Origin of the sequence: Ensifer aridi (genome assembly GCF_002078505.1) — a bacterium.
Lineage (GTDB): Bacteria > Pseudomonadota > Alphaproteobacteria > Rhizobiales > Rhizobiaceae > Sinorhizobium > Sinorhizobium aridi.
In genome coordinates this window covers 328,286-353,954 of record NZ_LUAV01000035.1, presented here as the reverse complement: position 1 = coordinate 353,954, position 25,669 = coordinate 328,286, and the positions used below count along the sequence as shown (strand labels likewise).

The following is a 25,669-nucleotide window of genomic DNA, read 5'->3' as shown; positions in this document are numbered from 1 at the left end:
CATTTCAACCTGGCCGCCACAGCGTGTGTAGCGGCATTTTAGAGATGCGACATATGAGCCAGTTAGATATGCGACACTCTCGCCTCTCGACGCGCTCGTCAACGTCAACGTTTTGGATAGTTCCGCGCAAGTCGCAATTCACCGCGAACTCGCCGGCTTGGACGCAGCTCAAAGCCACGTCCAAGCCGAGGCCTTGCCGATTAGACCAGGTCAAATCGATCGGCGTTCATCACTTTCGTCCAGGCTGCAACGAAGTCCCTGACAAACTTCTCTTTGGCGTCGGACTGGGCATAGACCTCCGCGAAGGCACGCAGTTGGGAATGCGAGCCGAAGATGAGGTCGACGCGGGTACCGGTCCACTTGACTTCGTTCGTCTTGCGATCGCGCCCTTCGTAGACACCTTCCTTGTCGGCAATGGGCGACCACTGCGTGCCCATGTCGAGCAAGTTGACGAAGAAGTCGTTCGTCAACGCCTCAGGACGGGAGGTGAAGACGCCATGCTCCGGCTCGCCCGCCTTCAGCACACGCAGGCCGCCGACGAGCACCGTCATTTCCGGCGCCGTAAGCGTCAGCAGCTGGGCCCGGTCCACCAGCGCCTCTTCCGGCTTCATGAACTGCCGGCGGCGGCTGCTAACATAGTTACGGAAACCGTCTGCACGGGGTTCCAGCGCGGCGAAGGAGGCCGCATCGGTCTGTGCCTCCGACGCATCCATGCGACCCGGCGTGAACGGCACTGTGACGTCGTGGCCGCCGGCCTTCGCCGCCTTCTCGACGCCGGCGCTACCTGCAAGCACGATCAGGTCGGCAAGCGAGATCTTTTTGCCGCCGTTCTGGGCGGCGTTGAAGTCCTTCTGGATGCCCTCAAGAACGGAGAGAACCTTCGCGAGCTGCGCCGGCTGGTTGACTTCCCAGTCCTTCTGCGGTGCGAGGCGGATGCGCGCACCATTGGCGCCGCCGCGCTTGTCGGAGCCGCGGAAGGTCGAAGCCGAAGCCCAGGCCGTGGAAACCAGTTCCTGCACCGAGAGGCCGGAGGCAAGGACTTTGGCCTTGAGGTCGGCGACATCCTTATCGTCAACTAGCTTGTGGTCGACGGCCGGGATCACGTCCTGCCAGATCAAGTCTTCCGCCGGGACTTCCGGGCCGAGATAGCGAACCTTCGGACCCATGTCGCGGTGGGTCAACTTGAACCAGGCGCGGGCGAAGGCGTCGGCGAACTGATCCGGGTTTTCGAGGAAGCGGCGCGAGATCTTCTCGTAAATCGGGTCGAAGCGGAGCGACAGGTCGGTGGTCAGCATGGTGGGAAGATGCTTCTTGGACGCGTCATAGGCGTCCGGGATGGAAGCATCGGCATTCTTCGCCTTCCATTGATGGGCACCAGCCGGGCTCTTGGTCAGCTCCCATTCGTAGTTGAAAAGATTCTCGAAGAAATAGTTGCTCCACCGGGTCGGCGTCTGTGACCAGGTCACTTCCGGTCCGCCCGTGATCGCGTCCTTGCCGACACCTGTGCCGAAGGTGCTCTTCCAACCAAGCCCCTGATCCTCGATCGCGCCGCCTTCAGGGTCCGGACCGATGAACGACGGATCGCCGGCGCCATGCGTCTTGCCGAAGGTGTGGCCGCCGGCAATCAGCGCCACGGTCTCTTCGTCGTTCATCGCCATGCGGGCGAAGGTCTCGCGGATGTCGTGCGCGGCAGCGACCGGGTCCGGATTGCCGTTCGGGCCCTCCGGGTTGACATAGATGAGACCCATCTGCACGGCAGCGAGCGGCTCGGCCAATTGCCGTTCGCCGCTATAGCGCTCGTCGCCCAACCATGTGCCTTCCGGCCCCCAGAACAGTTCCTCGGGTTCCCACACATCGGCACGGCCACCGGCAAAACCGAAAGTCTTAAAGCCCATGGATTCGAGCGCGACGTTGCCGGTGAGGATCATCAGATCCGCCCAGGAAATCCTGTTGCCGTATTTCTGTTTGATCGGCCACAAGAGACGGCGGGCCTTGTCGAGATTGGCGTTATCCGGCCAGCTATTGAGCGGCGCGAAGCGCTGCTGGCCCTGGCCGGCGCCGCCGCGGCCGTCGGTGATGCGGTAGGTGCCGGCGCTGTGCCAGGCCATGCGGATGAAGAGGCCGCCGTAGTGACCGAAGTCGGCCGGCCACCAATCCTGCGAATCCGTCATCAGCGCATGCAGGTCCTTCTTCAGCGCGTCGAGATCGAGCTTCTTGAACTCCTCGGCGTAGTTGAACGCCTTGCCCAGCGGGTCGGAAAGACCGGAATGCCGGTGCAGAACCTGGACGTCCAGCTGGTCCGGCCACCAGTCGCGGTTGGACCTGCCTCTCGGTGCCGTATGTGCGACAGGACATTTGCCCGCGTTTTCAGTTTTCTGGTCCATGGTTATCTCCTGTTCCTTGATGAGGCCACCTTTAAAGGCAGCGTGCCCGCGAAGAGCTGCATGCTTTGGGCGGCAGGCACCCTCCCCTTGATTTCTTCTTATCGGAAGTGTCTCATAAATTTAAGTTGGATTTACTGATCGTCGCGATAAGTTGAAGTTATGAAAAATCTCACTCTGAAACAGCTTCGCTATTTCGAGGCTTTGGCACGTCATGGTCGCTTTCGGCTCGCCGCCGACGCCTGCGCGATTTCTCAGCCAGCGCTATCGATGCAAATCAAGGAACTTGAAGAAGAATTGGGCAGCGACCTCTTCGAACGCAGCGCACGTGAAGTGAAACTGACCGCGTTCGGTCAGACGTTCGCGCTACGGGTCCGCGACATTCTTCGTGCTGTGGATGAATTGGGGGACCTGGCCCGAGCTTCCCGAGATCCGTTCCTGGCGCGCCTCAGAATCGGTGTCATTCCAACGATTGCGCCCTACTTGTTACCGGCCATCATAAACGACCTCAACAGAACGTTTGACGGTATTCAAATACAGGTGCGTGAGACGCAAACGACAAAATTGATTCAAGAACTGGCGCAAGGCGAGTTGGACACGGCAATCGTTGCGTTGCCTGTATCGGAACCCTCTTTCACCGAGCTCAAGTTGTTCGAGGAGGAGTTCGTTCTGGTCCGACGCCACGAAGACGAGCGCAAGCCGGTACCCGAACGCGAGGCGCTGCGCGAGATGCGATTGCTTCTGCTCGAGGAAGGGCACTGCTTCCGCGAGCAGGCTCTGTCGTTCTGCAGTATAGGATCGACGCGACCCCGAGAAGTCATGGAGGGTAGCTCACTCTCCACCTTGGTCCAGATGGTCAGTGCAGGTATCGGTATAACGTTGATCCCGGAGATGGCAGTGCCGGTGGAAACGCGCTCAGCGCATGTCTCGATCTCTCGTTTCCAGGCTCCCCGGCCTTCCCGCACGATAGGGATGATTTGGCGCAATTCGACGCCCCTGTCCAAACAGCTTCTGCAGATTTCGGAGGTGGTTCGCCGGTCAGCCGATGCCGCGCGCGAACGGCATTTTTCGATCGCCGGTGGGGCTGGACCAGAGAGGCGCCCGGCCTGAACGGGTAGAGGCGAGTCCGTCGGGCGCCAGCGTGCCGCGTGAATCATCTCCGCATCTGGTGACTTGCCATACGGCCGAAGCGGCAGGAGAGTCGACGTGGGAGGAGCTCTCGATGGGCATCTACAGCGACGTCATACTGCCGAAGCTCTGCGACCTTTCAATGCGCAACGAGCGCCTGCGCCCCTATCGCGAGCGCGTGATCGGCGCGGCTGATGGCCGTGTCCTGGAGGTCGGCAGCGGCTCCGGACTGAACCTGCCATTCTATCGTCCGGCCGTGCGGGAAGTACTGGCGCTCGAGCCCGCGCCAAGTCTTCTGGCTTTGGCGCGCCGCGCCCCGCGTCCTGAGATACCGGTGAGCTTTATCGAAGCGTCTGCAGAGGCCATTCCGCTCGATGACAGCAGCGTCGACACGGTCGTGACGACCTGGACCTTGTGCACCATTCCGGGGGCCTCGGCGGCGCTCGCGGAAATGCGCCGCGTACTCAGACCGGAAGGCAAGCTGCTTTTCGTCGAACACGGGCTGTCGCCTGATCGTGGAGTGCGCTGGTGGCAGGATAGCCTCACGCCGGTCTGGCGGCGCATCAGCGGCGGCTGTCATCTCAATCGCCCGATCCAGTCTATGATAGAAGGCTCCGGTTTCCGGATCGACAGGGTCGAGACCGGCTACATGGCCGGGCCGAAGCCGATGACCTTCATGTACGAAGGCAGCGCCCGTCCGAACTGACGAGAACCCCACGGCGGCGGCCAAGCGCGCATGGGCTTGGCCCGGTGCTCAAGATGCGAGCAATGCCCTCGGCACCGACCCATGATCAGCGATAGCGGCGGTGCAGCGACAGCCGCCCATCCGTGCCGAGGCGTGCTTCGACATCCGTGTAATGTTCCAGCGTGACGTGCGGTGTTCCGCTCGCGGCTGCGTGCGCCCCGGTGATGACGGCGACCTCGGCGCCGGCGGCTTTGCCGGCCAGAATGCCCGCCGGGGCATCCTCGAAGACGAGGCAATCCTCAGGGCGCACGCCAAGCCTGGCTGCCGCAAGAAGGTAACCCTGCGGATCGGGCTTGCCGGCCGAGACGTCCTCGCCCGTCACCATGAGGCGCGGAAGAGGGATGCTTGCCGCGGCAAGCCGGCGCGCGGCCAGTTCGAGCGGCGCTGAGGTGACGATCGCCCACTTCTCCGGCGGAAGCGCGTTCAGGAAGGCGCGGGCGCCGGGAATCTCGACGATACCCTCGACGTCGGCGATTTCCGCCTCAGCAAGGTCGCGCGCCTCCTGGACGGGGTCTATCAGCAGACCGAGTTTGCTGATCGTGTCGACCGCGCGCACGCCGTGCACTGATGGCAGAAAGGCGATAGGGTCGATCCCGTTGCGAACCGCCCAGGCGCCCCAGACCCTTTCGACGACGGCCATCGAGTTGAGCAGCGTGCCGTCCATGTCGAACAGCAGGGCGGCAAAGTTCTTCGTGAAAATTGCAGAGGACGAAGTATCCAAATCGATTTCCTTATGATGCGCTCAGGGCGGATGCATCGCACACCTACCGCCTCAGAAGACGTCCTACAATGGCTAGCGCAAACCGTGATCGTCGGTCACGAGAAAATCGATCGGCCCGCCCGGCCTGTCATCGTCGAAGACGGCGCAGGAGAGCACGCCGCCGAAGACAGCACCCGAGTCGACATTGGTCCTGTTGCCGACGGTTCTGGGATTGCTCCGGCTCGGCGTGTGCCCGTGGCATACATGTTTGCCCCAATAGCTACCCGAATAATTCGGGTCCATGCGCATCCACAACAGGATATCGTCGCCCTGCTCCTCCAGAGGAATATTCTCGTCGACGCAGGCATGCACGAAGATGCGGTGGCGCTCGATGATGATCGACGGCAGTTCTGTCATCCATACGAGATGACTCAAGGGTATGGCGCCACCATAGGAGGCCAGGGTCTCTTCCCCGCCATTCAGCAGCCAGGTGGCCATTTCAGCCACACCCTTTCGCGCCGACAGCAGCATTTCCTCATGATTGCCCTTGAGAGTGAGCCATTGCCAGGCAGGATTTTGCGGTCCGGCCATGATCCGTTCGACGACGCCGCGGCTGTCCGGGCCGCGGTCCACCAGGTCGCCGAGGAAGATGACCCTGCCGCCCGGGGCGGCAGCTTCGATACCCGTCAGCAGGGTTTCGAGCTGTCCGAGGCAACCGTGAATATCACCGACCGCGAAAGTCAAGCGCCGGCCATTCATGAACCGGTTCTCCTATGCTCGTCCAAGACGGCTCTCTCCTTTCGCTGCTGACAAGGAATCGACCGCCTACGGTCCTGTGCATGGTTCCTTAAATCGGATTCAATCCAAAGACAAACCAATTCAAAGCGTTACAGCGTCTTTCGTGCGGTGGGAAAAGACACGGCGCTGCAAGGCGTGCCCCAATGGCGCTGGCCGCGAAGCATGCGCTACGCAAGAAAGCTCTATCGCATTCTATCGTCGACCGGAATCGGATTTATCGGATGCGATGAGCGGCGCTACGGCGCAGGATCAATGATGAGAGGACCCCTTCGGGATCGCCGAACTGGTTATAGAGACCGGATCGCTTGCCGGAAACGTGTCTTCGAGCCCCTCTTCCAGTTGCTCTTCCATTGCGTGCTGGTCATGCGCCTGGCGCGCGGTCGCCATTGCTCCTTCAGGAACCGAAGGAGATCGCCTCGTTCCGGTAATGCCGAGAAGCGCCTCGTCGGCTTTCACTGCCGCTGCGAGTATCTCTTTTGCGCGCGCAACCGAATTCATTCTGTTCAGGGTTCCTTCGGCGTTCTGCGGGCAAGTGACCGACACGATTTCTCCGGTGGTGGCGACGAATTCGACGGTGAATCCCGCCTTGCCGCCGCGCTCCGGGTAGACTTGAATCCCGGCGAACTGCATCGGTACCTCCTATTACGGCCGCGCCGCGCCAAGGGTGAAACGCGGATGGCGCGGCCGCGGCGAAGTCTACCAGATTTGACAAATCTTCGACAGCTTCCCTCGCCTTCATAGTCCTTGGATCCGTCGCCTTGGCACGATTACAGAAAATCGGGCGCCGATCTCGCCCGCGGCGGCTCGTCGACCGGCGCTGTAGGCCCTAAATTCTGCGCCGCATGGTAAGCCGGCGTTGTCTTCTCCCGGACATCCGGCCGCGTACAGGCGGCAAAAGCGTCGAGATTGCGGTTATAGACCTTGGTCCGCACGTCCATCATGCCGAGGACGGTATGAAACAGGTTGTCATGCGATCTCGGCTCATCGGCATCGTTCGCAAGGCAGCCGGTGTCGATGCCCATTGCCGCCTGGTATGGCTTCGAGAACCAGGCAAGGAAGGGCACCTGCGTCTGCTCCTTTGGCGCGATCGCATAAGGCGCGCCGTGCAGATAGATGCCGTTCTCGCCGAGCGACTCGCCGTGGTCGGACATGTAGATCATCGCCCCGGCGATGCGATCCTGATGCTTTTCGAGGAGTCGTGCGACACTGGCGAGGATGTGGTCTGTGTAGAGAATCGTGTTGTCGTACGCGTTGACGATTTCCTCGGTAGAGCAACGCATCAGCTCCGCCGTACGGCAGTCGGGGGTGAAGCGGCGGAACGCCTCGGGATAGCGCAGGTAATAGGACGGGCCGTGGCTGCCGAGCTGGTGCAGCACGATGACACTGTTTGCCGTCGTCGCGCCGAGCTTCCTGTCAAGTTGGTCCAGGAAGATCTCATCGAGGCACTCGCCGTTCTTGCAGAGCGGATTCTTCTTCTGCCGGGTCATGCTCGCGAAGCTGATGAGGTCGGCGATGCCCTTGCTGCCGGTATTGTTGTCCCACCACGTGACCGAAACACCGGCATGCGTCAACACATTGACCAGGTTCTCCGTGGAGCGGGCCTTCCAGTCGCTATATTGCTTGCGCGGATAGACGGAAAACATGCAGGGCAATGACACGGCGGTCGCCGTACCGCAGCTCGTCGTATTGCGGTAGTTGACGACCTCGAGCGCCTTGAGCTCCGGATTGGTCTCGCGGTGATAGCCATTCAGCGAAAAATTCATCGCCCGCGCGGTCTCGCCCGCGACCACGACGACCACGATGGGCTTGCCGGCATTTGCAATTCGAGTTCCCCCTTTCGCGTCGGTTCCAAGCGGCTGCACGACCAGATTGCGCTCGCGGTATGTGGAGAGGGCGTAACGCACCGCCGAAGTCACCGGGCCTGCGGGGTTGAACCTCACCATCAGATCCCGGTGCTCTCGCAACGCGTAGGCGATCGTCGCAAAATTGGCGTAGATGAGCGCGCCGCTCAGAACCAGCGCCGGCGCTATGAAAAGGAAATTGACGGCCGCTTTTGCCAGAAAGCGTCGGTGTCTCACCTTTATCCAGATGATCAGAAGCGACGGAATTAAGGCGTAGAGCGCGAGATGAAGCAGGAGGCTGCCCGTCAGCAGGTGACTGGCCTCGGCCCCGGTCGTAACAGCGGCATTGCCGATCATGCCCTTGTCGATGACCACCCCGAAGCTGTCGGTAAAATAGGCGGCGGCGGCCGATATGACGATCAGAAGAATGATCACCGGCTTCATCACGTACTTCATAGACAGGGACGTCAGCACGGCGAATGTCGTGAGGCAGAGCGCAGCGCCGAGCGACAGCAGGCCGGGCCAGGCGCGATCGAAATAGACTATCGCATGGCTCCAGAAAGAATTGTTGGTCAACAGCAACAGATAGAGGGTGACGATCGCGGTCAACGCAATACTGCCGATCTCGGGCCGGCGAATTCTGAAGATGGTCAAAACACTTTTCTCCAAGAATGCGAGCTCGTTGCTCTCGCTTGACTACGCCGGGATTGTTGCACGGCCGCCCGGCAGATCACTCCGCCCGAATCGGCGGTGCGTCTCGACGCTTCCGGCAGTACAGCGGGCAAGCTGTCGAAGCGCTGTCGGCGAAGGATCGTGGAAGAGCGGGGCTGCTTTACGAGATACGAGCAGCGGACAGCCTTTCGACAGGCTTGCGAAGGCAGGGTCTCGCCCCGACTCGCTGAGGTGGCATGTTGATCAAGGGAGCTGGCTATGAAACCGTTACTTGTTTGCGCGTTGGCCGCGGTCGCTCTTCCCGGCCTCGCTCACGCCGCTGAGGACGACATGTCCTGCACGAATGAGCCGCGATCGGCCTGGATGACCCCCGATGCTGCGACCGTCAGAATCCATGAGGCGGGCTACCAGGAGGTGCGCGCGATCAAGGTCATCGGCTCGTGCTACGAGATCTTAGCGTTCACAAGGAAGCACGGACGCGCCGACGTCTACATGAACCCCGTAACGGCAGAGATCGTTAGGGCGGAAGTTGAGAATTAGAGCGGAAGAGCGCAGCTTGCGGAACGTTGGCACTTTGACCAAAAGCCCCTATGGTCAGCGGCCGTGACATGGCTTGAACTCAGGAAAACGCATGCGCTTGCTGCTCGTCGAAGACAGTCCCCGCCTCATCGAGCTCGTCGGCGAGACCATGCGAGAGGCAGGATGGCGGCTCGATGCGGTATCGAGCCTACGCGAGGCAGAGGCAGCGATCACCGAGCGAGAGCACGATCTCGTCCTTCTCGATCTCGGCCTCCCCGACGGAGATGGTCTCGACCTTTTGAAATGGATAAGACAGGAGCATGCCGGCCTGCCGGTGTTGATCATCACGGCCCGTGGTTCCGTCGATGAGCGGGTGCAGGGGCTGGATGCCGGGGCCGACGATTATCTTGTGAAGCCTTTTCACCATCGCGAACTCTTGTCCCGCTGCAGGGCCATGTTGAGGCGCAACCCGCAAGCGATACAGCCGGTGCTCGAAGCCGGCGCCTTGCGCTTCGATCCGGCGACGGCAGAGCTCACCTGCGACGGGGCGATGATACCCCTCCCCCCACGCGAACGCTCCCTGCTCGAGATCCTGATGCGCGAGGTGGGACGCGTGGTTCCGAAGCGCCGGCTGGAGATCGCGCTATCGGAATACGGGCAGGAACTCAGCTCGAATGCGCTCGAGTTAGCCGTGTCCAGAGTTCGAAAGCGGTTGCAGCCGCTCGCGACGGGTGTCCAGATCGAAACCGTGCGCGGCATCGGCTATCTGCTCCGGACCGCTCTATGAGAAAGCGCAATCCCTCGCTGATCGGCATCGTTGCACGACGAATCATCGCCTTTTCGCTGCTGGCCATGATTCTGCAGATCGGCGTGGTTTTCGCCGACTACTGGTTTGACGACGACGAACTCAGCGTCTTAATGCTGCAAGAGGAGACCGAGACCCTCTCGCGGGCCATCGCCATTCATGACGGGCTCGTGACATTCAAGCCAGGCACCGAGCTAAGGGAGCGTTATCTTGATCGGGACGGACGGCCAGGGGCGATCTATGTCCGGGTACGCACCACGTCCGGCTCCGTGCTCTTCTCCAATTGCACGTCAGACTGCGCCGCGCATTTTCTGCCGCTGGAGGTTAACCCCCCGAGCTTCTGGATGCGGCAGATCGAGCCAGGCAAGCCCTTCAGTGTCGCGGGAGGCCAATCCTTCGAACGCAACGGCGTGACGGTCCTCGTCGAACTCGCGGTGATTAAGGACCCGAACGGCTTCATGTACAGCGTGCTGCTCCGCGAGATGTTCGATTCGATGATCGTTCCAATGACGCTGATGTTCTGCCTCGTCATCGGCGCGACGATCTGGTCGATCCGCAACGCGCTCAAGCCGGTAGCGATGGCGGTCCGAGCCGCCGATGCAATCGATCCGCGCGACGGCAATGCCCGGCTACCCTCGGCCCGCATGCCGCAGGAGGTCGAGCGTCTCGTCGCGGCCGTCAACCGTCTGCTGGCGCGTGTTGCCGACCTGATCCAGTCGCAGAAGGTGTTCTCTTCCTCCATCGCACACGAGATCCGCACGCCGGTTTCGATCGCCAAGATGGAACTGAGCCGCATCGACGATCCTCGTGCCCGTAACGCCGAGCGCGATCTCGATGCGCTGACGCACATCCTTGAGCAATTGACCTCGCTCGCCCGTGCCGATGCCGTCGATCCCGAAGCCTATCGACGCGCGAGTCTCTCGCTGATCGGCGCGGACGTTGCCGAGGCCACGGCGCCTTTCGTGTTCGACCACGGCAAATCCATCGAATTCGTCGACCACGGCACGACGCCGGTGACGGTGATCCCGGCCCTCGTCGAGAACATGCTGCGCAACCTGATTGAGAATGCCGTGAAGCACAATCCGGAAGGCACCCGCATCGTGGTCACCTGCGGCCCAGGACCGCTTGTCTCCGTCGAGGATAATGGCAAGGGACTTGTGGATCTCCCGGAACACAATGAGGATCTCGGCTATGTCAAGCGCTCGGGCGAACTCGGACTGGGTCTCAAGATCGTTCACCGGATCGCCGGACTTCACAAGGCGAAGATCGCGATCGACACAGCGCCGGACAAGGGAACGAAAATTGCGGTCGATTTCGCCGCATCGCTGTGAATCACGTCTTCGCTGTTCGGACAGCGCCCTCGCGCGAGGAATGTTTGCTACAGCGCCGCGCGTCTTATCAGACGCGCAAAGTCGCTGTAGCTTTTTCAGTTGCTGCATGTCTTGGTCCTTAGATCGAGTCGATTTAAGGAGACATGCAGTAGGCACGATGCTTATTTTTTAATCTGACGCATTTTCTTGGATGCGGATTTCGTGCCCAGCGATTGATCACATGCTATTGGGCTGTGCAACATCTCTCGACCTGCCTCAAGAGTATCCATGTTCAAAGCCTCGGCCTTCTTCCGGCGCTTCCTCCCATCGCTTGCGCCGATCAGCCATTGGGAACGCTTGCGCGCATCGTGCGGCGCTCTCGTCGGAGTCCTGTCGACGGGATTCATCAGCACGGTTGCGGTAGGCGCGGATGCCAGCCTGCCGCTGCTCATCGCGCCGATGGGCGCCTCAGCCGTGCTGCTCTTCGCCGCACCTTCGAGCCCGCTCGCGCAGCCCTGGTCGATTCTCGGCGGCAATGTCGTTTCCGCGACCGTCGGCGTCACCTGCGCCTTGCTCATTCCTAATCCGGTGGTGGCAGCCGCTATTGCCGTCGCGCTCGCGATCGGCGTCATGCTGGTCCTTGGTTGCCTGCATCCGCCGAGCGGGGCTGTCGCGCTCACTGCGGTGCTCGGGGGGCCCGTCATTCGCGAGGCAGGTTATGCATTCGTGCTCTCTCCGGTCGCCATCAATTCGCTGGTCATCCTGACAGCCGCGCTCGCCTTCAACAATCTCACCGGCCGACGCTATCCGCATCTCGCGCCCGCGCCGAACCCGCATCAAACCCATGATCCCGTTCCCAGCCAGCGTCTCGGGGTCGTGCCAGAAGATTTGCAGGCCGTGCTGGCACAGTATGGTGAGGTGGTCGACGTCAGTCCCGAGGAACTGGATGCGTTTATCCATCAGGCGCAGACTCGCGCCTTCACCCGACGCTCTGGCGAGACCACTTGCGCGGAGATCATGTCGCGCGATGTGTTGACCATCGAGCCGCAGGCGCCGCTGCGCAAGGCTTGGAAAATGCTGCTCGAGCACCGCATCAAGGCCTTGCCGGTGGTGACGGAAGCCGATGGCCTTGTCGGGATCATCACTCAAACGGAGTTCATGAAGCACGCGACGCTCACGCCCGACGGACGGCTGCAGGTCGGCCTGCGCGAGCGGATCGGCAATATCATCGGCTTGCCGGCGAAATCGCCCCTTCTGGTTTCCGATATCATGACGAGGCGCGTGCAGTCGGCCGTGCCGGAAACGATGATCGCGAAGCTGGTGCCACCGATGGCCGATATGGGGCTGCACCACATGCCTGTCGTCGACGCCGACAACCGGGTCGTCGGCATCGTCACGCAGTCGGACCTCATCGCTGCCCTTTTCCAGCGCCGACTGGACGCCGTCCAGGAGGTCGCCTGATCCGCCGCTTCTTTTTAGCAATTTTCGTCAGGCCCTCATGCGTACGCGCTTAGCGTGTGTTCGGCCGTCCTACTGCATGTTTCCTTAAATCGTACCCGATTTAAGGACAAAAACATGCAGCAATTCAAAGTGCTACAGCGTGCTTTGTGCGTCTGGAAAGACACACGGCTCTGTAGTGATAAGCTGCGCTTGATTTCATTCGATCGATTGACTTATTCGAGCGAATGGCATAACATGAGCCCATGATGAAAGACAGCGACCACACCACGCAGCTTCGGGCCGAGCGCGGCGACGTAACCCGCGAGAAGCTCTTGAACTCGGCCATCGACGTCTTCGGACGCTACGGCTTCGACGGCGCTACGACGCGGAAGCTCGCAGATGCGGCGGGTGTCAATCTCCAAGCGATCCCTTATTACTTCGGCGGCAAGGAAGGGCTTTTCATTGCCGCGGCCGAGCACCTCGCCTCGATCATCGGTAGCCACGTCGGCGACCTACGCGGGGCCATCCTGACACGGTTCGCGGAGCTCGATGCTCAGGGCGCGCAGATGACCGCCGCGGAGGCACGACAGTACCTCACCCAGATCGTCCAACGCATGGTTGTTCTCTTCGTCAGCGAGGAATCCGAAAGCTGGGCGCGGTTCATTATTCGCGAGCAGATGGAGCCGACCGAGGCTTTCAGGCGCATCTACGGCAATATCATGCGACCGATGATCGAGATGGCACGGCGCCTGATCGGCGCCATCCTCAAGGACGATCCGGCCTCCGAACACATACGCCTGAGGACGCTCTCCTTCGTTGGCAGCGTTCTCGTCTTCCGTACGGCCCATGCAGCCGTCTACGCGCAGCTCGAATGGGAAACGGCAGGCCCGCGCGAACTCGAGATATTGCAGCGTCACGCCGCCGAGCTTGTCGCTGTGCTCGGTGCAGAGAAGGACCGCCAATCATGAGGAAGATCGCCATTCTCGTTATTCTGCTCGCCGCGGCGACCGCCGGCGGCTGGTGGTTCGACGTGCCGGCGCGCCTCGGCTTTGCGAAAGAAAACCGGCAGCAGGTGCTTTACGGTAATGTCGATATCCGCCAAGTCTCGCTCGGCTTTCGGGTCAGCGGACGCATTGCCGAACTCCGCGTCGACGAGGGTGATACAGTCAAGGCGGGCGACGTGATCGCGAGGCTCGACGCCGAGCCGTTCCAGCAGGCGCTCGACGCCGCCGAGGCGGAAGCGGAAGCCCTCAAGGCGACGCTTTCAAAACTCAAGGCCGGCGCGCGGTCCACCGAAATTGCGCAGGCGCGTGCCGCTCATGAGGAACGCCTTGCCGATCTCGAGAACGCCGAGCTTGCCTATCAGCGCGCCCGGCAGTTGCGGCCCAATGGCACGATCTCGCAGGCCGACCTCGATCAGGCAAGCGCAAGCCGCGCCGCCGCCGCCGCCCGCGCCAACTCCGCCCGTCATGCGCTGGAACTGCTCAAAGAGGGAAGCCGCGTCGAGGACATAGCTGCCGCGGAGGCACAGGTGCACGCGGCGACCGCGAAGGCCGCTAGCGCCCGCACCTCCCTCAAGGACACGGAACTCGTCGCCCCGGGCGCAGGCGTCGTCCTCTCGCGCGTGCGCGAAACCGGCGCGATCGTTTCACCGGCCGACACCGTCTACGTGCTGTCGCTGACCGAACCGGTGTGGGTCCGCGCCTATATCGCCGAACCCGATCTGGGCCGCGTTCACCCAGGTATGAAGGTCAGAGTGACGTCCGACACGGCGCCCGACCGCGCCTATGAAGGAACCGTCGGCTTCGTCTCTCCGGTTGCGGAATTCACGCCGAAGTCGGTCGAGACGCCGGAGCTTAGAACCGACCTCGTCTACAGGCTCAGGATCGTCATCGCCAATCCGGGTCCGGACCTGCGCCAAGGCATGCCCGTCACCGTGCATCTGCCAGGCTTTGGGGAGAGCTCATAATGCCGACCCCGCGGACGGAAATTGACGCCGCCCCCTTTGTCCGGCTCTCCGCCGTCACGAAGCGGTTCGGCGCCGCATCCCCTGCCCTCGACGCCATCGAAGGCGTCATTCTGGGCGGCCGGATCACCGGCCTCGTCGGTCCCGACGGCGCCGGCAAGACGACGCTGATCCGGCTGATGACGGGGCTGATGCTCGCGGACGAAGGAACCGTCGAGGTGCTCGGCTACGACACGCGCAGGGACCCCGGCGCCATCCAGGCGGCGATCGGCTATATGCCGCAGCGCTTCGGTCTTTATGAGGACCTGACGGTTCAGGAAAATCTCGATCTCTACGCCGATCTGCGCGGTCTGCCGAAGACCGAGCGCGGCCGCACCTTCGCCGAACTGCTCGAATTCACCGATCTCGCCCGCTTCACGGCACGGCTTGCCGGAAAGCTCTCCGGCGGCATGAAGCAGAAGCTTGGCCTCGCCTGCGCGCTTCTGCGCAAGCCGCGTCTGCTGCTCCTCGACGAGCCCGGCGTCGGCGTCGATCCGATTTCGCGGCGCGACCTCTGGAAAATGGTGGAAAATCTGACGGCTGAAGGCATCGGCGTCGTCTGGTCCACCGCCTATCTCGAAGAGGCGGAGGCCTGTGATCACGTCTTCCTGCTCAACCAGGGAAGGCTGCTGTTCTCCGGTCCGCCGCAGGAGATGACGGGTCGTGTCGAAGATCGCGTCTTCCGCCTTTCCGGCGTCGATGGCCGCCGCCGCGACAGGCTCGCGCGTCTCCTCGACCAGGACGGTGTGATCGACGGCGTCATCCAGGGCGAAGCGATCCGACTGGTGATGAAACCGGGCCTCCCCCCTCCCACGCTCGGGACCGACGACGGGGCGGCCCCCGCGCGCGCCAGCGTCACGCCGCCGCGCTTCGAGGACGCCTTCGTCGACATGCTCGGCGGAGGTCCGGGCGGTCGCTCTAGACTTGCCGAAACGCAGAGGGCTTTCACAGAGGAAGCGGGCAGACCGGTCATCGAAGCGCGTGGGTTGACCAAACGTTTCGGCGATTTCACCGCGGCCGATAGCATCACCTTCGACATCCCCCGTGGCGAGATTTTTGGCCTGCTCGGTCCGAACGGTGCGGGCAAATCGACCACCTTCAAAATGCTGTGCGGTCTTTTGAAGCCCAGTGCCGGCGAGGGCCGGGTCGCCGGCTTCGACTTGCGGCGGGACGCAGCCGAGGCGCGCAATCGGCTCGGCTACATGGCGCAGAAATTCTCTCTCTATGGAGACCTGAACGTCATCCAGAACCTGAATTTCTTTGCCGGCGTCTACGGGCTTTCCGGTGCCAGAAAGCGCGAGCGCATCGATCTCATGACCGAGATCTTCGATTTTCGCTCGATCCACGACATGTCGGCGAAGGACTTACCGCTTGGCCTCAAGCAGCGCCTCGCGCTTGCCTCAGCCGTGCTGCACGAGCCGGAAGTGCTTTTCCTCGACGAGCCGACGTCCGGTGTCGATCCGATCACCCGGCGCGAATTCTGGACCCATATCAATGGACTCGTCGAAAAGGGCGTGACCGTTCTCGTCACTACGCATTTCATGGACGAGGCCGAATATTGCGACCGCATCTCGCTCATCTATCGCGGCCGCTCTATTGCGCTCGGCTCGCCGGACGAGATGAAGGCGCGCGTCGCGAGCAACGACCTTCCCGATCCGACGATGGAGGACGCCTTCGTGGCACTCGTGCAGGACTCGGAGGCGAAGGAGGCGGCATGAACGTGATGCGCAAGCTCGACCTCAAGCCGGAGCGAGCCGGCCGGGCACGGCGTTTCGCCGCGCTCGTGCGCAAGGAGAGCTATCAGGTGGTGCGCGATCCGAGCAGTATTCTGATCGCCTTCGTCCTGCCGATGATCCTGCTCTTCCTCTTCGGCTACGGCGTGTCCCTCGATACGACGCGTACGCGGGTCGCCCTCGTCATTGAGGAGGCGACGCCGCTCACCCGCGATCTGGCCGCGAGCTTCGAGGCGTCCCGCTATTTTTCGGTTGTCAACGGTCGCGACCGCCGAGAATTCGAGGACGATCTCGTGCTCGGCCGCGTGCGCGGCATCCTGGTCGTTCCGGCAAGCTTTACCGCCGACCATGCGGCGGGGCGCCACCCGACGGTCCAGGTGATCGTCGATGGTTCGGACCCGAACACGGCCAACTTCGTGCAGAACTACGCGCAAGGCACCGTCGCGAATTGGGAGCGCCAGCGCGCGAGCGAAGGCCGGAGCCCTCCACCGGCAATCGCCGCCGATCAGCGCTTCTGGTTCAATCCGGAACTGACGAGCCGGAACTTCCTCGTGCCGGGGTCGATCGCGATCGTCATGACGCTGGTCGGCACGTTGCTCACCTCGCTCGTCGTCGCCCGCGAATGGGAGCGCGGCACGATGGAGGCGATGATGGCGACGCCGGTCTCCGCCGCCGAACTGCTCGCCGGCAAGTTGCTCCCCTATTTCATCCTCGGCCTTACGTCGATGACGCTCTGCGTGCTCATCGCCGTTTTCCTCTTCGGTGTACCTTTCCGCGGCTCGATCGCCGCACTTTACGCGCTGTCGGCAACCTTCCTGATGCCGGCTCTCGGGCAAGGGCTGCTGATTTCGGCCGCCACCAAGAACCAGTTCCTCGCCTCACAGCTCGCGCTGATCTCGGCTTTCCTGCCTGCCTTCCTGCTGTCCGGCTTTCTGTTCGAGATCAACTCCATGCCGACCGTCATCCAGTGGATCACCTATATCGTGCCGGCGCGCTACCTGATCCCGAGCCTCCAGACGGTGTTTCTCGCCGGCGACATCTGGCCGATGTTCGCCCGTTCGATTGCGGTGATGTTTCTGATCGGCTGCATATTTTTCGCGCTTGCGGCACGCAGCACCAAAAAGAGGATCGGCTGATATGTGGTGGACGCGGCTGAAAGCCCTGATCGTCAAGGAACTGCTGGCGGTGCTGCGCGACCCGAAGGGCCGCACGGTCCTGATCGGCCCGCCGATCTTACAGCTTCTTGTCTTCTCCTACGCAGCAACGCTCGAGGTGAAGAACGTCGACCTGATCGTGCTGAACCGCGACCACGGTCACTGGAGCCAGGAAATCATCCAGCAGATCGGCGGATCGCCGACCTTCCGTAGCGTCACTCTCGCCGCCAGTCCGGCGGAAGTCCGCTTCGCGCTCGACACCCAGCGCGTGCTCGCGGCCGTCGAAATCGGCCCCACCTTCTCCCGCGATATCGAGGCGGGAAGGCCGGCCGAGGTGCAGGTGATCCTCGACGGGCGGCGCTCCAACGCCTCGCAGATCGTTTCCGGCTATGTCGGGCGGATCGTCGGCGCGGTTGCGGCCGAAACGCCCGCCGGCAAACGCGCCGCATCCGACCTCATTCAAGTCGAGGCACGCAACTGGTTCAATCCCAACCTCACCTTTCAATGGTTCATGGTGCCGAACCTTGTCGCGAGTATCGCGCTGCTGATCGGGCTCATCGTCACCGCGCTGTCCGTTGCACGCGAGCGCGAACTCGGCACCTTCGACCAGCTCATTGTCTCCCCACTGCGCACGCACGAGATCCTGCTCGGCAAGCTGATTCCGCCGATGATGATCGGGCTCTTCCACATCACCATCTATATTCTTGCCGCGGTTTTCGTCTTCGGGGTGCCGCTGCGCGGCTCGCTCCTCCTTCTCTATGGCAGCGCGATCTTCTATCTCGCCGCGGTCGTCGGGCTTGGTCTCTTCATCTCGGCGCTGTCGATGACGCAGCAGCAGGCGATCCTCGGCGCCTTCCTGTTCATGGTGCCGGCCATGCTGCTCTCCGGTTTCGCGACGCCCATCGAGAACATGCCCTCCTGGCTGCAACCGGTAACCCTCATCAATCCGCTGCGTTATTTCCTGGTGATCGTGAAAGGCGTTTTCCTCAAGGATATCCCGCTTGCGGAAGTCGTCCGCCAGACGCTGCCGCTCTGCCTGATCGCCATCGTCACGCTCTCCTCCGCGGCCTGGCTCTTCCGCCGCCGACTGGAGTGACGGATCAAAAAATGGCGGCCTCGCGGCCGCCGATTTCTTAACCTCTCAGGAACCGCTCAACCGCAGCAATCTCGTCCTGACGGATGTCATGGCCGCCGGGATGCCATTCCACTTCAACCGCCGCCTTCTGCGTCTGGAAATACTCGGCGAGCGCCTGCGTCAGCGGCGCCGGGCAGATCGGGTCGCGTTCGCCGGCGGTAACCAGTATCTTGCGTCCTGCGAGCGCGGGATTGGCCTTCGGGCGGAAGGGGATCAGCGGATGCATGAGCACTGCCTTGTCGATAATGCCTTCTTCGATCAGCACGTTGGCGAGAATGTTGGCGCCGTTCGAATAGCCGAGGCCGATTATCTCAGAAGCTTCGTGCTCGGCCGCTAGTGTTTTTACGAAGTTCGTCATCTTCTGCGTGGCGCGGGCAAGATCCGCCATGTCGTAGACCCCCTCGCCCGTTCGCCTGAAGAAGCGCGCGGCGCCATGTTCCGATACATCGCCGCGCGGCGAAACGATCGTCGCCTCGGGCAGAAGCTGCGCCCCGAAGCCGAAGAACTGATTCTCGTCTCCGCCGGTCCCGTGGAGCACGAAGAGGATCGGACTGCCGGGTTTGCCAGCCCTCAACTTGTGCACATAACCATGATCGACCACTGAATTCTCCTTTGCTGCCCGCCATGTGCGGATGCGTCACTCGACGTTGGATACTGCCCCTCGCCCGTGCGAGCGGACGAGGGTTTTTGCCAGGGCCAGTCAGTCTTCGAGCTTCTGCAAATGGCTCTCCAGGATCGGCCGCAGGTGCTTGTGCTGCTGCGGCAGCTTCAGCGCCTCGCCGAGGTGGGCAATGTCCTCGTCGCGATTGAAGCCTGGTTCGTTCGTGGCGATCTCGAAGAGAACGCCGCCTGGCGCGCGGAAATAGATCGCCCAGAAATAGTCGCGATCGATGACGGGTGTCACGTGATAGCCAGTGTCCATCAGCGCCTTGCGCACTTCGAGCTGCTTGTCGCGGTTGTCGACCGCGAAGGCGACGTGATGCACGGAGCCGGCGCCTTGCGCTGCGCGGTTGATATTCGGCAGCGTCTCGAGGTCGATGAGGCTCGCGCCGTTGCCGCCCGGCACGACGAGCCTCGTGACGCCGTCCTTCCTGTCGAGCTCCTCGTAGCCCATGAACTTCAGCAATTCCGCTGTCGCGCCTTCGTCGCGCAGCCGCATGGCGACCGAGTGGAAGCCACGGATTGCATGGTCCTCGGAAATGCCTCTTTCCGTCCAGGGCGTGCGCGGATCGTCCTTGACTTCAACCAGGGCAAAGCCGTCGCCGTCGGGACCGGCAAAATTCAGGCGCTTTTCTCCGAAGCTTTCCTCTTCCTTGAGACCGCCGATGCCGAGCTGCGCCAGCCGATCTCGCCAGAAGCCGAGCGAGCCTTGCGGAACGGAGAAGACGGTCGTTCCGACCTCGCCCGTGCCCGCACGGCCACGCGGCATCTGCGGAAAGGGGAAGTAGGTCATGACCGTGCCGGGCGTGCCGATCTCGTCGCCGTAATAGAGATGGTAGACGTCCGGCGAATCGAAGTTCACCGTCTTCTTCACGCGGCGCAGGGCGAGCGTGTTCGTGAAGAAATGGTTGTTGGTGCGGGCATCATCCGCCATGGAGGTGACGTGGTGCAGGCCTTTGATCTGGTCGAGCATTGTGCGCTTCCTTTCTGCCCGCTTCGATGCGGGGCTTAGCCGATGGCGAATAGATGCGCCGCCGAAGCCGCTCGCGAAAGCCCTGCTCGCAGGAACGCATTGTCAATGTTGCGTTGACGAACACTTCAGACCGTTGACGATTAGTGCACTCTCTTGCCATCGTAGGGGCGGCCTTCTACGATCCTTTTACATGAACAGCCATGCGAGGGAGGAGGAGCCCAGGCATTCCGTGAGATACCGTTTCGTGCTTGTGCTCTGCCTGCTGCCGATCGCCGCTACGGTGCTTGCCGTGCAGGGAACGACGCTCGCGACGCTCAGCTACATGCAGGAGGCGTCAGCCCAGGCAAATACGGCGCTGAGGCTGGCGGTCGCCGCCCTCAACGGTCATCTCAACCGTTATCAGGCTCTCCCGGCACTTATTGCCGACCACGACGACGTCAAGGAACTGGTTACGCGTCCCCGCGACCGGAGGCTGCGGGAGAGCGTCAACGATTACCTCAAGGAAATCAACGAGCTTCTCCGCTCCTCCGACATCTATGTCATTACGCCGGACGGCGAGACGATTGCCGCCAGCAACTATGACGGACCGACGAGCTTCGTCGGCGAGAATTTCAACTATCGACCCTATTTCCAGGACGCCCTCAGGGGAAAACAATCCCGCTTTTACGCGCTTGGGACGACATCGCTGAAGCGCGGCTATTATTTCGGCGCGCCGATCCGCGTAGGCGAGGAGATCCGCGGCGTCATCGTCTTCAAGGTCGACATCGAAACCATCGAAGCCTCCTGGCAGGGCGGCGAGTACAGGATTTTCGTCTCCGATCCCGAGGGCGTCATATTCATGAGCGGCAACCCGGAATGGCTTTATGCCGGGATCCTGCCGCTGACGCCGGAACGGCTTGCACGCACCGAAGCCTCGCGGCGTTATGCGAACGCCGTCCTCCATCCGCTTCCGCTCGTGCGCAGCGAGCGTTCCGGCCATCACTTCATGACGATCGCGGCCGGCGAGAGCCGGCGGGAATATCTCGTTCTTTCGCATTACATGCCCGAGGCGGATTGGACCGTGAACGTGCTCACGGACACGGCCTCGGTCCGCACGCAGGCGCTGACCACGATCGCGGCCGCCATGTTGCTCATCTGCCTTGCGGGACTGGCGATCGCCATCCTCTTCCAGCGGCGGGCGCGGCTTCGGGAACGTATGCTGATGCAGGAGCAGGCCCAGGAGGAGCTCGAGCGCCGGGTCGAGGAGCGCACGGCCGATCTCGCCCGCGTCAACGCCCGGATCGAGGCGGAGATCGCTGAGAGGCGGCTCACCGAGCGGCAATTGCGTCAGACGCAGGCGGACCTCATCCAGGCGGGCAAGCTTGCGGGCCTCGGCCAGATGTCGGCGGCGCTCTCGCATGAATTCAATCAACCGCTGGCTGCGGCCAAGACCTATGCCGACAGCGCCCAATTGCTGATCGAACGCGGGCGGACCGACGAGGCAAGCGACAATGTGAGGCGCATTTCCGGACTGATCGATCGCATGGCCTCGATCAGCCGGCACCTGCGCAATTTCGCCCGCAAGCCGAATGAGAAGCTCGGACCCGTTCGCCTCGAAGAGGTGATGCACGACACCATGGAGATCGTCGCGGCACGGCTGAAGGCGGCGGATGCGGAAGTCGACATCGATCTCGGCGGCGAACCGCTCGTGGTCCAGGCGGGTTCGGTCCGGTTGCAGCAGGTGCTCGTCAATGTCGTCTCCAACGCCGCCGACGCCGTCGAGGGGCTCGAAGATCGCCGCATCTCCGTGCGCGCTTGGCGCGACGGTCACAGGGCGGTGCTCACGGTGCGCGACCGCGGCCCGGGCGTGGCGCCCGCGATCGCCGAGCGCATCTTCGACCCGTTCTACACCACCAAGGGCGTCGGCAAAGGGCTCGGCCTCGGCCTTTCCATTTCCTACAATATCGTCAAGGACTTCGGCGGCAGCCTGGCGGTGTCGAACCATCCCGCAGGAGGCGCCGTGTTCCGCATCGAGCTCGCCCTCGCCGAACAGGCCGGACGCGAGGCCGCCGAATGAACGAGAGCCGCATCCTGCTCGTGGACGACGAAGAGGAATTGCGCCGTTCGAGCGCGCAGGCGCTCGAGCTCGCCGGCTTTCGCGTCGACACGTTCGCCAGTGCCGAACATGCACTAGAGCTGATCGGCTTCAGCTTCCCGGGCGTCGTCATCAGCGATATCCGCATGCCCGGAATGGACGGGATGACCTTCCTGCAGCGCATTCGCGAGATCGATGCCGAGCTGCCGGTAATTCTCGTGACCGGTCATGGTGACGTTCAGCTCGCGGTCCGGGCGATGCGCGAGGGCGCTTACGACTTCGTCGAGAAACCGTTCACGGCGCAAATGCTTGCCGGAACCATCCGCCGCGCTCTCGACTGGCGTGGGCTCGTGCTCGAAAACCGGCGCCTCAGAGCCGTTGCGGGCAAGCGCGACGACATCGAGCATCGCCTGCCTGGGCGCAGCCAAGTGATGGTCGATTTGCGCTACCGCATCCGGGCGATCGGCGCTTCGGACGCCGACACGCTGATCATCGGCGAAACCGGCGTAGGCAAGGAAGTCGTCGCCCGCGCGCTGCACGATTTGAGCGGCCGTGCCAGCGGCCCCTTCATCGCCATTAATTGCGCGGCCCTGCCGGAAAACCTGATCGAGAGCGAGCTCTTCGGCCACGAGCCGGGTGCCTTTCCGGGGGCGCTCAGGCCGCGCTACGGCAAGTTCGAGCATGGCCGCGGGGGCACGATCCTGCTCGACGAGATCGGCTCCATGCCTTTCGACCTGCAGGCGAAGTTCCTTCGCGTGCTGCAGGAGCGCGTGATAACCCGTCTCGGCTCAAACGAGACCGTGCCGCTTGACGTGCGTTTCATTGCCACCAGCAAGGTCGATCTGGAGCGCGAGGTAGCCGCCGGCCGGTTCCGCGCGGACCTTCTCTATCGACTGAACGTCGCAACGCTGCGCGTGCCGCCGCTTTCCCAGCGCCGCTCCGACATTCCCTTGCTTTTCATGCAGCTCGTACGCGAATCCGCCGCCCGCTACGGTCGCGACGACATCGATATTTCGCCCTCCCTCGCCTCCGAAATGGCAGCGCGCGACTGGCCGGGCAATGTGCGCGAGCTACGCAATGCCGCCGAGCGGTTGGTGCTAGGGCTCGATGTCGAAGGGGAGGACACGACTGCGCCGGCCGACAGCCCTCGCCTCGCCGACAGAGTAGCCGCCTTCGAAAAGAGCGTCATCGCCAGCGCACTCGCGGCACACGGAGGAGCGCTGAAGCCCGTCTACGAGTCACTCGGCATTTCACGCAAGACGCTTTACGAGAAGATGCAGAAGTTCGGCCTCGACAAGAGGGCGCTGGGGGACGAGCCGTGAGTGGACCGCGAGTACAGGTTCTGGATCGATCGCGGAGGCCTAAAGATAAAAGCGGCGCGGTCGTCGTCATTGCGGCGATCGCGGGCGGGCGATGTCGTTCACGCCTTCCGCATCGGGCGCCTGGCCATAGCTCATGCGCCGCATCTGCGCGATGACGCGCTCCATTTCTTCATCGGGCAGGATCGGCGGCTCGCCGAGGGTCAGGGCCTGAACGTAGATTCGTGACAGGGTCTCGACCTCGATCGCCAGCCACAGTGCGGACTCAAGCGTCTTGCCGAGCGAGATCTGGCCGTGCTGGCCAAGTAGACAGGCCATACGGTCCTTGAGCGCAACAAGCGCGTTGTCGGAGAGCGCCTGCGTGCCGAAGGTCGCGTATTCGGCGCAACGGATCGTCGTGCCGCCGGCAATGCCCGTCATGTAATGAAAGCTCGGGATGGTCTTGTGATGGCAGGCAAGCGTCGTCGCGTAGATCGAATGGCAGTGCAGCACGACGTTGATGTCGGTGCGTTCGCGCAGGATATCGCGATGGAAGCGCCATTCGGACGACGGCCGATGGCCGACATAGGTGCCGTCAAAAGCCATCTCCACCAGGTCCTCCGGCTGCATCGTCTCATAGGGCATGGACGAGGGCGTGATGAGGAAGCCGTCATCGGTCCGGACGGAGAGATTGCCGGCCGTGCCCTGATTGATACCGCTCGAATTCATGCGCCGGCAGATCTCCACCATCTCGCGCCTGAGCGCCAGCTTGTCGGTTGTCGCGGTTTCAGCCATGAAGACTTCCTTTCGTGTTCCGGAGTTCGTCTCGGTTGCCCAACTCTCCACGGGAGAGCCTGCGCCAATCGGCGGCGTAGCGGAAAAGTTCGCGCTGGAGCACGCCAAGATCGGGCGGTTCGCTAAGGGTGAGCGGCGCCGGCCCGTCACGCGTTTCGTGCCCGGCAAGCAGCGCCGCTCCGGCGGCAACGCCATAGGTGTCGAGATTGAAGCGCACTTGGCGCTCCGGGAGCAGCGCCGCCACGACGCCCGCATAGAGCGGATCGCGCAGGAAGCTGCCGTCGAGCACGACAAGGCGATCTTCGGAGAGCGTCTCGATGCACTCCACGGTAAGCAGCGCGCAGTAAAGGAGCGCCAGGACTTTGCGTCCCATTGCCGTCTCAGGCGGCGACCCGAGAATTCGCCCCCTCCCCGCGCTGCCGGGAAAAAGGCCGTCGTCGTCGCCGAACGAGGGAACGGCGAAGGTCCGCTGCGCGACAAGGTGCGCAAGGACATCGAGGGACGCGTGTTCTGCCGGCGAATCGCCGCCGGCGACATGGGAGAACTCACGTCCGCCCATCGTCAGAATGCCCCCGAGGCTATTTCCGAAGACGTCGCTGTTCAAGGTCATGCCGCGGTGCTCGTCGAGGCGCTCGAGCGGCGTCGAACGGGAAAAGCCGACGATCCATGTTCCCGTCGAGATCACGGTGAAATCCCGCAGACCCGCGGCGTGATAGCGGTAATGGTTGAGGCTGCTGTCGTGGCCCCCCGTCAGCACTCGCATTTCTCCCGGCAGGCCATATCGCTGCACGAGTTCAGTCCGGATCGGCCCAAGCGCCTGCCATGCCTTGGCGAAGGGCGCCATCAGCGGCTCCCAGCCGCGGGCACGCACGATCGGCGCCCAGCGGCTTTCCGCGACATTCCAGAGATGCGACTGGGCTCCGAGAAAGCTCGTTTCCGACGCCGCGACGCCGGAGAGCCGCCAGGCCCAGTATTGCGGCAGGCCGAGGTACCAGCGCGCTTTCCCGAACGCATCCGGCTCCCGCTCCTCCATCCAATAGAGCTGGCGGGCCTGATGCGTCGCGCCGTGCATCGTGGCGCTGCCGCGATCGAGAAAGGAACCGGCAAGCGGTGCATAGCCGTCGCGAATGTCGGCTGGCAGCGTCTGCTCATAGTCGATCATCGGCAGCACGGCACCGTCGCCGGCATCCGGATCCGCACCCGTCAGCACGCCGCCCGAGCCGTGTCCTGCGGTCACGAGGGCGGCGAGATCATAGCGCCGTGACAGAGCCGCGAGAGTCTCGAAAACCCACTCACCCAAGCTCTTGAGATCATGATGGCGCCAGGGCGGACCGGGCAGAACGGGATTGGGAATGCTGATGGTCTCGACGACAGCCCCGTCCGCCCCGACCGCGCTCAGCTTGACATTGGTCTTGCCGACGTCGAGGACGGCGACCATAGCCGCTGGGTTTCCCCGACCGTTTACCGCCGCATCCACTTCTCTTTTCCTCGATCGACCGCGTG

22 protein-coding genes are annotated in these 25,669 nt (G+C 62.7%); 13 read left to right on the top strand and 9 right to left on the bottom strand.

The window, feature by feature from the left end:
- Window positions 1–200: 200 nt before the first annotated feature.
- Window positions 201–2,384, bottom strand: a complete 2,184-nt coding sequence (katG, locus tag AYK65_RS27590) for a catalase/peroxidase HPI (protein ID WP_046116728.1) — start codon at window positions 2,382–2,384, stop codon at window positions 201–203.
- Window positions 2,385–2,543: 159 nt separating this feature from the next.
- Between katG and AYK65_RS27585 the strand changes: the two genes are divergently transcribed.
- Both AYK65_RS27585 and AYK65_RS27580 read left to right on the top strand, forming a co-directional pair.
- Window positions 2,544–3,491, top strand: a complete 948-nt coding sequence (locus tag AYK65_RS27585; protein WP_046116727.1) for a hydrogen peroxide-inducible genes activator — start codon at window positions 2,544–2,546, stop codon at window positions 3,489–3,491.
- Window positions 3,492–3,603: 112 nt separating this feature from the next.
- Entirely contained in the window at window positions 3,604–4,215 is a 612-nt protein-coding gene (locus AYK65_RS27580) for a class I SAM-dependent methyltransferase (protein WP_026615057.1), read from the top strand.
- A gap of 85 nt (window positions 4,216–4,300) precedes the next feature.
- On the opposite strand, the gene AYK65_RS27575 is transcribed toward AYK65_RS27580, so the two are convergent.
- The 4 genes from AYK65_RS27575 to AYK65_RS27560 form a co-directional block, all read right to left on the bottom strand.
- Window positions 4,301–4,975: an HAD family hydrolase gene (locus tag AYK65_RS27575; protein WP_046116726.1), complete on the bottom strand. Its 675-nt coding sequence runs from the start codon at window positions 4,973–4,975 to the stop codon at window positions 4,301–4,303.
- 72 nt (window positions 4,976–5,047) lie between these two features.
- Entirely contained in the window at window positions 5,048–5,713 is a 666-nt protein-coding gene (locus AYK65_RS27570) for a metallophosphoesterase family protein (protein ID WP_026615056.1), read from the bottom strand.
- Window positions 5,714–6,001: 288 nt separating this feature from the next.
- Window positions 6,002–6,382, bottom strand: coding sequence for a hypothetical protein (locus tag AYK65_RS27565; RefSeq protein WP_026615055.1), 381 nt, complete (start codon window positions 6,380–6,382; stop codon window positions 6,002–6,004).
- Between the two features lie 137 nt (window positions 6,383–6,519).
- Window positions 6,520–8,247, bottom strand: a complete 1,728-nt coding sequence (locus AYK65_RS27560; protein WP_081162330.1) for a phosphoethanolamine transferase — start codon at window positions 8,245–8,247, stop codon at window positions 6,520–6,522.
- 276 nt (window positions 8,248–8,523) lie between these two features.
- On the opposite strand from AYK65_RS27560, the gene AYK65_RS27555 reads away from it, so the two are divergent.
- The 9 genes from AYK65_RS27555 (at window position 8,524) to AYK65_RS27515 (ending at window position 18,327) form a co-directional block, all read left to right on the top strand.
- Complete coding sequence (locus AYK65_RS27555) at window positions 8,524–8,805, top strand: PepSY domain-containing protein (protein WP_046116724.1); 282 nt, start codon at window positions 8,524–8,526, stop codon at window positions 8,803–8,805.
- Window positions 8,806–8,896: 91 nt separating this feature from the next.
- Window positions 8,897–9,571 (top strand): response regulator transcription factor, encoded by a 675-nt coding sequence (locus AYK65_RS27550; protein ID WP_026615053.1) that lies wholly within the window; start codon window positions 8,897–8,899, stop codon window positions 9,569–9,571.
- Window positions 9,568–10,920, top strand: a complete 1,353-nt coding sequence (locus AYK65_RS27545; RefSeq protein ID WP_081162327.1) for a sensor histidine kinase — start codon at window positions 9,568–9,570, stop codon at window positions 10,918–10,920. Before AYK65_RS27550 ends, AYK65_RS27545 begins: the two co-directional genes overlap by 4 nt.
- A gap of 267 nt (window positions 10,921–11,187) precedes the next feature.
- A complete protein-coding gene (locus AYK65_RS27540) occupies window positions 11,188–12,360 on the top strand; it encodes an HPP family protein (RefSeq protein WP_081162325.1) in 1,173 nt (390 codons plus the stop codon).
- Window positions 12,361–12,602: 242 nt separating this feature from the next.
- A complete protein-coding gene (locus AYK65_RS27535; protein ID WP_046116722.1) occupies window positions 12,603–13,307 on the top strand; it encodes a CerR family C-terminal domain-containing protein in 705 nt (234 codons plus the stop codon).
- Window positions 13,304–14,308 carry a secretion protein HlyD gene (gene hlyD / locus AYK65_RS27530; protein WP_081162322.1) on the top strand — a complete coding sequence of 335 codons (1,005 nt, stop codon included), beginning with the start codon at window positions 13,304–13,306 and terminating at the stop codon, window positions 14,306–14,308. Before AYK65_RS27535 ends, hlyD begins: the two co-directional genes overlap by 4 nt.
- Complete coding sequence (locus AYK65_RS27525) at window positions 14,308–16,062, top strand: ATP-binding cassette domain-containing protein (protein WP_046116720.1); 1,755 nt, start codon at window positions 14,308–14,310, stop codon at window positions 16,060–16,062. Before hlyD ends, AYK65_RS27525 begins: the two co-directional genes overlap by 1 nt.
- Window positions 16,063–16,067: 5 nt before the next feature.
- A complete protein-coding gene (locus tag AYK65_RS27520) occupies window positions 16,068–17,213 on the top strand; it encodes an ABC transporter permease (protein WP_034885464.1) in 1,146 nt (381 codons plus the stop codon).
- Window position 17,214: 1 nt separating this feature from the next.
- Window positions 17,215–18,327 carry an ABC transporter permease gene (locus tag AYK65_RS27515; protein WP_081162320.1) on the top strand — a complete coding sequence of 371 codons (1,113 nt, stop codon included), beginning with the start codon at window positions 17,215–17,217 and terminating at the stop codon, window positions 18,325–18,327.
- A 37-nt stretch (window positions 18,328–18,364) separates the two neighbouring features.
- On the opposite strand, the gene AYK65_RS27510 is transcribed toward AYK65_RS27515, so the two are convergent.
- Both AYK65_RS27510 and AYK65_RS27505 read right to left on the bottom strand, forming a co-directional pair.
- Window positions 18,365–18,967, bottom strand: coding sequence for an alpha/beta hydrolase (locus AYK65_RS27510; RefSeq protein WP_081162317.1), 603 nt, complete (start codon window positions 18,965–18,967; stop codon window positions 18,365–18,367).
- Between the two features lie 99 nt (window positions 18,968–19,066).
- Entirely contained in the window at window positions 19,067–19,999 is a 933-nt protein-coding gene (locus tag AYK65_RS27505; protein ID WP_046116717.1) for a VOC family protein, read from the bottom strand.
- Window positions 20,000–20,228: 229 nt separating this feature from the next.
- Here AYK65_RS27505 and AYK65_RS27500 point away from each other — a divergent pair, with 229 nt between their 5' ends.
- A complete protein-coding gene (locus AYK65_RS27500; RefSeq protein WP_026615043.1) occupies window positions 20,229–22,055 on the top strand; it encodes a sensor histidine kinase in 1,827 nt (608 codons plus the stop codon).
- On the top strand, window positions 22,052–23,395 hold the full coding sequence (locus tag AYK65_RS27495) for a sigma-54-dependent transcriptional regulator (RefSeq protein ID WP_026615042.1): 1,344 nt from the start codon (window positions 22,052–22,054) through the stop codon (window positions 23,393–23,395). The genes AYK65_RS27500 and AYK65_RS27495 overlap by 4 nt, the downstream gene beginning before the upstream one ends.
- A gap of 66 nt (window positions 23,396–23,461) precedes the next feature.
- On the opposite strand, the gene AYK65_RS27490 is transcribed toward AYK65_RS27495, so the two are convergent.
- Window positions 23,462–24,166, bottom strand: coding sequence for a class II aldolase/adducin family protein (locus AYK65_RS27490; RefSeq protein WP_046116715.1), 705 nt, complete (start codon window positions 24,164–24,166; stop codon window positions 23,462–23,464).
- Complete coding sequence (locus AYK65_RS27485) at window positions 24,159–25,604, bottom strand: FGGY-family carbohydrate kinase (RefSeq protein ID WP_139793363.1); 1,446 nt, start codon at window positions 25,602–25,604, stop codon at window positions 24,159–24,161. The genes AYK65_RS27490 and AYK65_RS27485 overlap by 8 nt, the downstream gene beginning before the upstream one ends.
- Between the last annotated feature and the right edge of the window lie 65 nt (window positions 25,605–25,669).

Bases quoted from the DNA above. Each gene is read 5' to 3' on its own strand.
- katG (WP_046116728.1), bottom strand. From the start codon at position 2,384: ATGGACCAGAAAACTGAAAACGCGGGCAAATGTCCTGTCGCACATACG.
- AYK65_RS27585 (WP_046116727.1), top strand. From the start codon at position 2,544: ATGAAAAATCTCACTCTGAAACAGCTTCGCTATTTCGAGGCTTTGGCA.
- AYK65_RS27580 (WP_026615057.1), top strand. From the start codon at position 3,604: ATGGGCATCTACAGCGACGTCATACTGCCGAAGCTCTGCGACCTTTCA.
- AYK65_RS27570 (WP_026615056.1), bottom strand. From the start codon at position 5,713: ATGAATGGCCGGCGCTTGACTTTCGCGGTCGGTGATATTCACGGTTGC.
- AYK65_RS27565 (WP_026615055.1), bottom strand. From the start codon at position 6,382: ATGCAGTTCGCCGGGATTCAAGTCTACCCGGAGCGCGGCGGCAAGGCG.
- AYK65_RS27555 (WP_046116724.1), top strand. From the start codon at position 8,524: ATGAAACCGTTACTTGTTTGCGCGTTGGCCGCGGTCGCTCTTCCCGGC.
- AYK65_RS27550 (WP_026615053.1), top strand. From the start codon at position 8,897: ATGCGCTTGCTGCTCGTCGAAGACAGTCCCCGCCTCATCGAGCTCGTC.
- AYK65_RS27545 (WP_081162327.1), top strand. From the start codon at position 9,568: ATGAGAAAGCGCAATCCCTCGCTGATCGGCATCGTTGCACGACGAATC.
- AYK65_RS27540 (WP_081162325.1), top strand. From the start codon at position 11,188: ATGTTCAAAGCCTCGGCCTTCTTCCGGCGCTTCCTCCCATCGCTTGCG.
- AYK65_RS27535 (WP_046116722.1), top strand. From the start codon at position 12,603: ATGATGAAAGACAGCGACCACACCACGCAGCTTCGGGCCGAGCGCGGC.
- hlyD (WP_081162322.1), top strand. From the start codon at position 13,304: ATGAGGAAGATCGCCATTCTCGTTATTCTGCTCGCCGCGGCGACCGCC.
- AYK65_RS27525 (WP_046116720.1), top strand. From the start codon at position 14,308: ATGCCGACCCCGCGGACGGAAATTGACGCCGCCCCCTTTGTCCGGCTC.
- AYK65_RS27520 (WP_034885464.1), top strand. From the start codon at position 16,068: ATGCGCAAGCTCGACCTCAAGCCGGAGCGAGCCGGCCGGGCACGGCGT.
- AYK65_RS27515 (WP_081162320.1), top strand. From the start codon at position 17,215: ATGTGGTGGACGCGGCTGAAAGCCCTGATCGTCAAGGAACTGCTGGCG.
- AYK65_RS27505 (WP_046116717.1), bottom strand. From the start codon at position 19,999: ATGCTCGACCAGATCAAAGGCCTGCACCACGTCACCTCCATGGCGGAT.
- AYK65_RS27495 (WP_026615042.1), top strand. From the start codon at position 22,052: ATGAACGAGAGCCGCATCCTGCTCGTGGACGACGAAGAGGAATTGCGC.
- AYK65_RS27490 (WP_046116715.1), bottom strand. From the start codon at position 24,166: ATGGCTGAAACCGCGACAACCGACAAGCTGGCGCTCAGGCGCGAGATG.
- AYK65_RS27485 (WP_139793363.1), bottom strand. From the start codon at position 25,604: ATGGTCGCCGTCCTCGACGTCGGCAAGACCAATGTCAAGCTGAGCGCG.